General features: G+C 25.6%; 8 protein-coding genes and 1 tRNA gene. 5 read left to right on the top strand and 4 right to left on the bottom strand.

Annotation, left to right across the window (positions count from 1 at the left end):
* Positions 1-172: 172 nt before the first annotated feature.
* On the top strand, positions 173-1,561 hold the full coding sequence (gene fumC, locus H0H53_RS00510) for a class II fumarate hydratase (RefSeq protein ID WP_185870592.1): 1,389 nt from the start codon (positions 173-175) through the stop codon (positions 1,559-1,561).
* A 3-nt stretch (positions 1,562-1,564) separates the two neighbouring features.
* Here the strand turns inward: fumC and H0H53_RS00505 are convergent, their stop codons facing one another.
* A complete protein-coding gene (locus H0H53_RS00505; RefSeq protein ID WP_185870591.1) occupies positions 1,565-2,344 on the bottom strand; it encodes a TatD family hydrolase in 780 nt (259 codons plus the stop codon).
* A gap of 75 nt (positions 2,345-2,419) precedes the next feature.
* Here H0H53_RS00505 and fabD point away from each other — a divergent pair, with 75 nt between their 5' ends.
* From fabD to H0H53_RS00490, 3 genes are all read left to right on the top strand, one after another.
* The gene (gene fabD / locus H0H53_RS00500) at positions 2,420-3,271 is read left to right on the top strand and encodes an ACP S-malonyltransferase (protein WP_185870590.1); all 852 of its coding nucleotides are present in this window, start codon (positions 2,420-2,422) and stop codon (positions 3,269-3,271) included.
* A 19-nt stretch (positions 3,272-3,290) separates the two neighbouring features.
* Complete coding sequence (locus H0H53_RS00495; RefSeq protein ID WP_185870589.1) at positions 3,291-4,226, top strand: GYDIA family GHMP kinase; 936 nt, start codon at positions 3,291-3,293, stop codon at positions 4,224-4,226.
* A gap of 84 nt (positions 4,227-4,310) precedes the next feature.
* Positions 4,311-5,579 (top strand): citrate synthase, encoded by a 1,269-nt coding sequence (locus H0H53_RS00490; protein ID WP_185870588.1) that lies wholly within the window; start codon positions 4,311-4,313, stop codon positions 5,577-5,579.
* An 18-nt stretch (positions 5,580-5,597) separates the two neighbouring features.
* On the opposite strand, the gene H0H53_RS00485 is transcribed toward H0H53_RS00490, so the two are convergent.
* The 3 genes from H0H53_RS00485 to H0H53_RS00475 form a co-directional block, all read right to left on the bottom strand.
* Positions 5,598-5,685 (bottom strand) — tRNA-Leu (locus tag H0H53_RS00485).
* Positions 5,686-5,730: 45 nt separating this feature from the next.
* The gene (locus H0H53_RS00480; RefSeq protein WP_185870587.1) at positions 5,731-7,287 is read right to left on the bottom strand and encodes an Rne/Rng family ribonuclease; all 1,557 of its coding nucleotides are present in this window, start codon (positions 7,285-7,287) and stop codon (positions 5,731-5,733) included.
* A gap of 217 nt (positions 7,288-7,504) precedes the next feature.
* Positions 7,505-7,813: an HU family DNA-binding protein gene (locus H0H53_RS00475; RefSeq protein ID WP_185870586.1), complete on the bottom strand. Its 309-nt coding sequence runs from the start codon at positions 7,811-7,813 to the stop codon at positions 7,505-7,507.
* Positions 7,814-7,895: 82 nt separating this feature from the next.
* On the opposite strand from H0H53_RS00475, the gene H0H53_RS00470 reads away from it, so the two are divergent.
* On the top strand, positions 7,896-8,966 hold the full coding sequence (locus tag H0H53_RS00470) for an A/G-specific adenine glycosylase (protein WP_185870585.1): 1,071 nt from the start codon (positions 7,896-7,898) through the stop codon (positions 8,964-8,966).
* Positions 8,967-9,003 lie beyond the last annotated feature (37 nt).

Genomic DNA, 9,003 nt, shown 5'->3' with positions numbered 1-9,003 from the left:
CAATATACTAATGACCCAATAAATAATAAAAAAAAATAAAAAAAGAATACACCAAAAACCAGATATAGTTATGAACATAAAAAATAAAAAACCTATAAATTTAATGATCATGGATAAAATATTTTATTATATTATTGTAATAATAAAAATTTTTTAATAAAAAAATAGTAAAATGATTTTTAGGACAGAAAAAGACCTTTTAGGGAGTGTAAAAGTTCCTATTGATAAATATTGGGGAGCTCAAACTGAAAGATCTAGAAATAATTTTAAAATAGGATTAGAGGGAACTATGCCTATAGAAATTATTCATTCTTTTGCTATTTTAAAAAAAGCAGCTGCACATACAAATTTTGAATTTGAAATTTTATCTAAGAAAAAAAGAGATTTAATATCTTTTGTGTGCGATGAAATTATAGAAGGAAAATTAGATGATCAATTTCCTTTAGTCATATGGCAAACAGGATCTGGAACACATTCTAACATGAATGTCAATGAAGTTATTTCCAATAGATCTCATGTTTTAATGGGAGGAATTCTTGGAAAAGGAACATCTTCAATCCATCCAAATGATGATGTAAATAAATCTCAATCATCTAATGACACCTATTCTACGGCAATGCATATAGCATCCTATAAAAAATTAATAAAAAAAACCATTCCTTCTATAAAAAAATTACGTGATTCTTTAAAAAAAAAATCCAATTCTTTTAAGAAAATCGTTAAAATAGGAAGAACTCATCTTATGGATGCTGTTCCTATAACTTTGGGACAAGAATTTTCCGGATATGTTTCTCAAATAGATCATGGATTAAATTCTATAAAAAAAACTTTAGAACATCTTTCAGAATTACCTATTGGAGGTACAGCTGTAGGAACCGGACTGAATTCTCCTAAAGGATACGATTCTAAAATTATAGAATATATTCGTCAATATACTGGGCTACCATTTAAAATTGCAAATAACAAATTTGAAGCTTTAGCGGCTCATGATGCTATTGTAGAATCTCATAGTTCTCTAAAACAGATAGCCGTTTCTTTAATTAAAATATCCAATGATATTCGTTTTTTATCTTCTGGACCACGTTCTGGAATTGGAGAAATATTTATTCCTGAAAATGAACCTGGATCTTCCATTATGCCTGGAAAAATCAATCCAACGCAATGTGAAGCACTTATTATGGTTTGCACACAAGTTATAGGTCATGACATGGCGATTTCAATAGCAGGATCTTCAGGAAATTATGAGTTAAATGTTTATAAACCATTGATGGCATATAATTTTTTGCAATCTGCACAACTTTTATCCGATGCTTGTCTTTGTTTTTCTGATCTTTGTGTAAAAGGAATTACGCCAAATTATAAGAGAATTAAAGAATTATTGGATAAATCTTTAATGTTAGTTACAGCACTTAGTCCTAGTATTGGATATGAAAAATCAGCAAAAATTGCAAAAGATGCATATGAAAATAACACGACTTTAAAAGAAGAAGCTGTTAGATTGGGATATTTAACCGTAGAGGAATTTGATAAATTAGTACAACCTGAAAAAATGGTCAAATAAAAATTATGAGGAAGAAAAAAACATGAGTTTTTCTACATTTAAATTAATAATATCAGCTATTTTTTCTTCTGAAAGAGAATAAATTTTAGATAATTTATTCAAAATTATTTTAATATAAATAGGTTCATTTCTTTTTCCTCTAAAAGGATAAGGAGATAAATACGGAGAATCTGTTTCTAAAACTATATTTTCTAAACTTATTTTATGTAAGAATTGACTGATATAATTATTTTTAAAAGTAATCATTCCTCCAATTCCTAGTTTAATTCCAAAATCAATAATTTTTTTTGCTTGTTCTAATGTTCCAGAAAAACAATGAAAGATTCCCTTTAAGTTAGAATCTTCTTCTTTTGATAAGATTTCAAAAATTTGATCAAAAGCTTTCCTACAATGAATAGATATAGGTTTTTTTTTCTTTTTTGCCCATTGTATTTGGGTTTGAAAAACGTATTTTTGTTCATGTAGATATTTTGTTTCCAAATGCAAATCTATTCCTATTTCTCCTACAAAAAGAAAAGAATGATGATTTAACCATTTTTCAATATTTTTTAATTCATATTCTAAATTTTCTGGATTCACTTTATTAGGATGTAGTCCTACCATAGAAAAACATATATTGGGATATTTTCTTTCTAATTTTAATATTTTAGGAATTGTAGAGCTATCTATAGAAGGAAGATAAAATCGATCTATTCCACTATTTATTGCCCTTTTAATGACAAAATCTCTATCTACATCAAATTGTTTCATATATAGATGAGTATGTGTATCTGTTATTTTCATACTACATATAATTAGTAATTTCGTTGTTTTATTCAAATGGATAATTATATTTTTTATTTTATTATATTAATGAATATGAAGGCTTATATATTTCCTGGTCAAGGATCCCAATTTATAGGAATGGGAAAAGATTTATACAATACTTCTAATTTAGCAAAAAAATTATTTCTATTATCAGATGAGATTTTAGGATTTCAAATAACATGTATTATGTTCAACGGAACGATGGAAATTCTAAAAAACACTAAGTATACACAATTAGCAATTTATATTTATTCAGTAATAAAAACAAAAATATTAAATAATTTTAATCCAGATATGGTAGCTGGACATTCTCTAGGAGAATTATCCGCTTTAGCCTCTATTGATGTTTTTTCTTTTGAAGAAGGATTGAAATTAGTTGCTCAAAGAGCATTAGCAATGCAAGAAATATGTGAATCTGTGCATGGAAGAATGGCAGCAGTTTTTGGATTGGAAGATGAGGTCATAGAAAAAGTTTGTGAAAAAGATAATGGAATTATAGTTCCTGCTAATTACAATTGTCCTGGACAGTTAGTTATTTCCGGAGAATACGAGTCTCTAAAGAGAGTTTGTTCTTTTTTTAAAAAAATGGGAGGAAAAATATTTATGCTTCCTGTTCATGGAGCTTTTCATTCTCCTATTATGGAACCAGCTAAAAAAAAGTTAGCCAAGTTTATAAAAACCATTTCATTTAGAGATTCTAAATGTCCTATTTACCAAAATGTAAATGCTAAACCAGTTAGAAAATCCAGTAATATAAAAAAAAACCTTATAGAACAACTGACTTCTCCAGTGAAATGGAAACAATCCATAGAAAATATGATAAAGAATGGGGCTATTTCCTTTATTGATGTAGGACCTGGTTGTATTTTACAAAAAATAACTAAAAAAATTTATCAAAAATAATTGATTCAATTCTTTATTGATGACCCAACAATGCAAAAATTTTTTTTACAGTCATGGAAAACTGTTGCTAACAGGAGAATATTTTATTTTATATGGATCTTATGGGTTAGCTTTTCCTACAGTTAAAGGACAATCACTTGCTATTTATTATGGAAATAAAGGATCTGTATTACAATGGAAAAGTTTAAATGAAATCAATAAACCTTGGTTTGAGTGTATTTTTCTTCTTCCTTCTTTAGATATTTTCTATGAAACAGAAAAAAAAACAGCTTTAAAATTAAGAAATTTATTATTAGAATCTAGAAGACTTCAGAACAAATTTCTGAAAAATTCATTATATAAAAAAATATATGTAAAAACAAAATTGGAATTTCCAATAAATTGGGGGTTGGGAAGTAGTTCTACTTTGATTAATAATATTGCAAAATGGGCAAAAGTCAACCCCTATGTCTTGTTAGAAAAAAATTTTGTAATGGGAAGTGGATATGATATCGCTTGTGGATATAATAGAAAACCAATTTTTTATAGATTGAAAAACAAAAAACCTCACATCATTCCTATAGATTTTAATCCTCCATTCAAAAAAAAACTTTTTTTTCTACATCTTAATAAAAAACAAAATACTTACGATGGAATAAGATTTTTTCTTTCTAAAAAAGAAAATATTTCTAGGAAAAAAATAGATTTTATTTCTTTCATTACTAAAAAAATTCCTTTTTGTAAAACTTTAAAAGAATTTGAAGAATTATTAATTCAACATGAAATGATTATAGCAAAAACGCTTGATATTCCTACTGTAAAAGAAATATATTTTCCAGATTATTTAGGAGTAGTAAAAAGTCTAGGAGCTTGGGGGGGAGATTTTGTTTTAGTTAGTTATAGAGACGGAATGAAAAAATACTTTTCAAAAAAAGGATATAATACTCTTCTTTCATTTAATGAAATGATTTTTTGATTTAGTTAAGTAGTTAGTCTTATTCTCAATAAGAAATATTTTTTTATTATTTATATTTCTTAATGATTCAAAAATTTATTTATTATGTGCTGCAGTATTGTTAATTTTGATATTAATGGATGTAATTATAAACTCCCAGTAGTATATGGGACTTACGAAAAAGCTATTAATATTTCTCAACTTAGAGAAAATACAGGATTTATTACTTTTGATCCAGGATTTAAAAATACAGGAATAACTAAAAGTTCTATTAGTTTTATCGATGGAGAAAAAGGGAAACTTTTATATAGAGGTTATCCTATTGAACAAATTATTAATAAATGTTCGTTTATAGAAACAAGTTATCTTCTTTTAAATGGAGAACTCCCTAATACTGCGCAATTAAAATATTTCTCTGAAAAAATAAAAGAATTTAATTTTCTTAGTCAAGAAATTTATCAAATTCTTGATAAAATTCCTGCATTTTATCACCCTATGGGAATTTTATCTTCTCTGACATGTATTCTAACTGCGTTTACAGATTCTATTCAAGAAGAAGAAGAAGATATGTATTTTAATCTTTTAGCTAAACTTCCTATATTATCTGCTTTAACTTACCGAAAAAAGGTAGGTCTTCCTACGGATTATGAGGTAGTATCAAAAAATAATAATAATTTAGATTATACTTCTAATCTTCTAAAAATGTTTTTTTCTGTTCCTAAAAAATCTTATCAAATAAATCCAGTAATTACGGATGCTTTGGATAAACTTTTAATCCTACACGCAGACCATGAACAAAACTGTTCTACAACTACAGTACGTTTGTTAGGTTCTGTTCATGCGAACCTTTTTTCATCTGTATCTGCAGGGATTAGTGCTCTTTGGGGAAGGTTGCATGGTGGGGCAAATCAAGCTGTAATTGAAATGTTAGAAAATATTCTGAATAGTGGTGGAAATATAAAAAAATGGATAGAAAAAGCAAAAGATAAAAAAAATCCATTTCGATTAATGGGTTTTGGGCATAGAATTTATAAAAATTTTGATCCTAGAGCTAAAATAGTAAAAAAAGTAGCTGAAAATGTGATTCAGAAATTAGGTATTTCTGATCCTATTTTAGAATTAGCAAAAGAACTTGAAGAAATAGTCCTGAAAGAACCATATTTTATAGAAAAAAAACTTTATCCAAATATAGATTTTTATTCAGGAATTATTTATCAAGCTATGGGAATTCCAAAAGACATGTTCACCGTTATGTTTGCTTTGGGAAGATTGCCAGGATGGATGGCTCATTGGAAAGAAATGAGATTAAATAGAGAACCTATAGGAAGACCTAGACAAATTTATATAGGATATAAAAAAAGAAATATTCATTGAATATGTTTTTTTTTGTTGTGCGGGCGAAGGGATTCGAACCCTTATGCCTAAAAATAAAAGCATCAGATCCTAAGTCTGACGTGTCTACCAATTTCACCACGCCCACATTATTATTTGTGTGTAATTTAATTGAAAAAATAAAAATATTAACTTATTTAAATGAGGAATATACAATTTCTTGAGTTTTTTTATTCAGAATTTGAAATTCTGTACATGTTAATGAATCTATAGAAACAATTTGAATCCATTTTTTATATTTGAAGAACCACTTTTGTTGAATAGAAGGAAATCCTTTTTTTAGATATGCAGTAACAAAAGAATGTGCATGTATTTGTATTTTTTTATGAATTTTATTTTTTTTAAAAATAGTTTCTATTATAGATTCTATATTATGAACATAAGCTATAGGGGAGTTTTTTATTTTTTTATTATTGATTTTTAATTCAGGTCTCACTCTATGACGAGTAAATTGAACTAATCCAAATTGATTTGGAGGTAAAATTTTATGTTTTGCTCTATCATTTTTCATTTTTTCTTTTAAATGTTCATACAATTTTTTCTTTTTATCAGGTTCATCCATGTCTATAAAATCTACAATAATTATCCCCCCCATATCCCTTAAACGAAGTTGTCTAGCTATTTCTGTTGCAGCTATTAAATTTACTTTTAATATATTATCTATTCTTTCTGATTCTGTACAATTTTTATGAATATGATTAATCATTCCACTATTTACATCTATAACATGTAATGCTTCAGTATGTTCAATCACAAGATAAGCTCCATTTTTAAGAGGAACATTTTTTCCTAAAGAAGTTTGTATTTGTTTTTCAATTCCATATTTTTCAAATATGGGAATATTTCCTTTATAATGTTTAATTATACTTGTTTTTTTTGGAGCTATTAAAGATAAATAAGAATGAATTTCTTGACAAAGAAAACTATTATTGCAATAAATTGATTTAAAATCATCATTAAATGTATCTCTCAATAAACAAAAAGTTTTATTACTTTCACTGAATATTTTAACAGGAGGGAGTTTACTCCTTAATTGAGTTAAGGTTTTTTTCCATTTTTTTATTAAAAAGAAAAGTTCTTCTTTTAAAACTTGTTCAATTTTAAAACATGATGCTGTACGAATAATAATACCAAATCCTTTTGGTTTTATTTTTTGTATACAAGAGATTAATCTATTTTTTTCTTTTATATTTTTTATTTTATGAGAAATAGAAATTTTTTCTGAAAAAGGAATTAATACTAAATTTCTTCCTGGAATACAAATTTTAGAAGTTAATTTTGGTCCTTTGTTAGAAATAGGTTCTTTGGTTATTTGAACTAAAATTTTTTGTCCAGTATATAATATTTTTTCTATAGAATGAAAACAACTATCTTCTTTTTCTTTCAACAAAAAAGAACAATGACAAGAAGTTATTGAGTATTTTTTATGATTCATAGGAATCAATTCCAACATTTCTTCTACATGAAATCCAATATCATTATAATGTAAAAAAGCTCCTTTTGAATCCCCAATATCGATAATAGCTGCATTTAACCCATATGAAATTTTTTTGACTATACCTAAATAGATATCTCCCACAGAGAATTTTTTATTGAAAATTTCTTTATGAAATTCCAGTAACTTTCCCCCTTCTAAAAGAGCTATTTTCACTTCTTGTTTTTCTGCATTTATAATCAATTCTTTACTCATACATACACAAAAAACAAGGAAAAAAAAGTTTTAGAAATTACAATAGATTATTAAATTTTTATTTATTTTTTTTATGCCTATTTTTTCTATTTCTTTTTTTTCTTTTATGGGTAGCAATTTTACGTCTTTTTCTTTTTTTTCCGTTTGGCATAATAATTTTAAATAATCGTTGTTGATCGATTTTACAGCATAATAAAAATACTACTACAAAACTATATTATATATTCTTTTTAGTTTTAGTTATAGGAACATTTTTTTTTACTAATTCAGTAAATGATTTCGAAGGTTTAAATGCTGGAATATTATGCGCAGGAATTACAATAGACATATCCTTGGAAATATGACGTCCAAGTTTTTTCGCTCTATATTTAATAATGAATGATCCAAATCCTCTTAAATAAACATTTTCTCCTGATGTTAGACTTTGTTTTATTTTTTTCATAAATGTTTCTATCACCTTTTGCGTGTCAATTCTCTCAGATCCAGTTTCTGATATGATTTCTGTTATTATATCTGCTTTTGTCATGTTTAATCATTATATCGAATAACAAAATTAGGTTTCCTAAATATACCAATTTTTTATAAAATTGCTCTAAATTTTAATAGATATGTATTTTTCTAAAAAAATAATAAATTGGTACAAGATAAATTGTAGAAAACTTCCTTGGAGAGAAACTAAAAATCCATATTACATATTAGTTTCAGAATTTATGTTGCAACAAACAAAAATTTCCATAAAAACTATTAAATCTTATTTAAATTTTATAAAAAAATTTCCAAATATAAAAAAACTTTCTCAAGCTGAAGAAAAAGATGTGTTAAAAGAATGGGAAGGGCTAGGATACTATAAAAGAGCTATAAATCTACATTTTTTTGCTAAAAAATTAAGAAAAAAAAATAAGACAATTGATTTTTTTCCAAAAAAATACAAAGATTTAATAAAGTATAAAGGAATCGGCCCCTATACGGGTGCGGCTATAGCATCTATATGTTTTAATGAAGTTATTCCTGCTATTGATGGAAATGCTTATAGAGTTTTTTCTAGATATCTAGGGGTTGATTATGATTTAACATTATCTGTTTCAATAAATAAATTGAAAATTTTTATTTTAAAAATGATGGATTATAACCATCCAGGTCTTTTCAATCAAGCCATCATGGATCTAGGTTCTATTTTATGCAAACCAAAAAATGCTAAATGTTTATTATGTCCAATAAAATCTTCCTGTTTTTCATTTAAAAATGGAACTGTATATGAATTCCCTGTTAAAAAAAATATAATAAAAAAATCTAAGAAAAACAGATTTTTTTATTATATTTTTATATATGATCATCATAAAAACCTTTGTATTCTTAATAAAAGATTCTCAAAAGACATCTGGAAAGGACTTTATGATTTTCCCTTAATAGAATCTCAAAAAAAACTGACTATTAACGAAATAAGATATAATGTTTGGAAACAATTTAAACTAAATTTTGATACTGTTATTTATAAAATAAAACATAAACTTACTCATCAAATTTTATTAATTCAATTTTTAAATTGTGAAATAACAAAAAAAAATTTTTATAATAATAAATATTTAGAAAAATTTCTTTTTATTCCATATGAAAAAATTTGTGAATATCCTTTTCCTAGTCCTATTATCTTGTTTTTAAAACATGAAAAAATGATTTAGTTTTTTTTATATTTGATTGGGGAGAAAAAGATAGATT

Origin of the sequence: Blattabacterium cuenoti, from assembly GCF_014251955.1 — a bacterium.
Taxonomy (GTDB): domain Bacteria; phylum Bacteroidota; class Bacteroidia; order Flavobacteriales; family Blattabacteriaceae; genus Blattabacterium; species Blattabacterium cuenoti_L.
The sequence above is the reverse complement of the archived record's forward strand: the minus strand, read 5'-3'. Positions and strand labels throughout refer to the sequence as shown.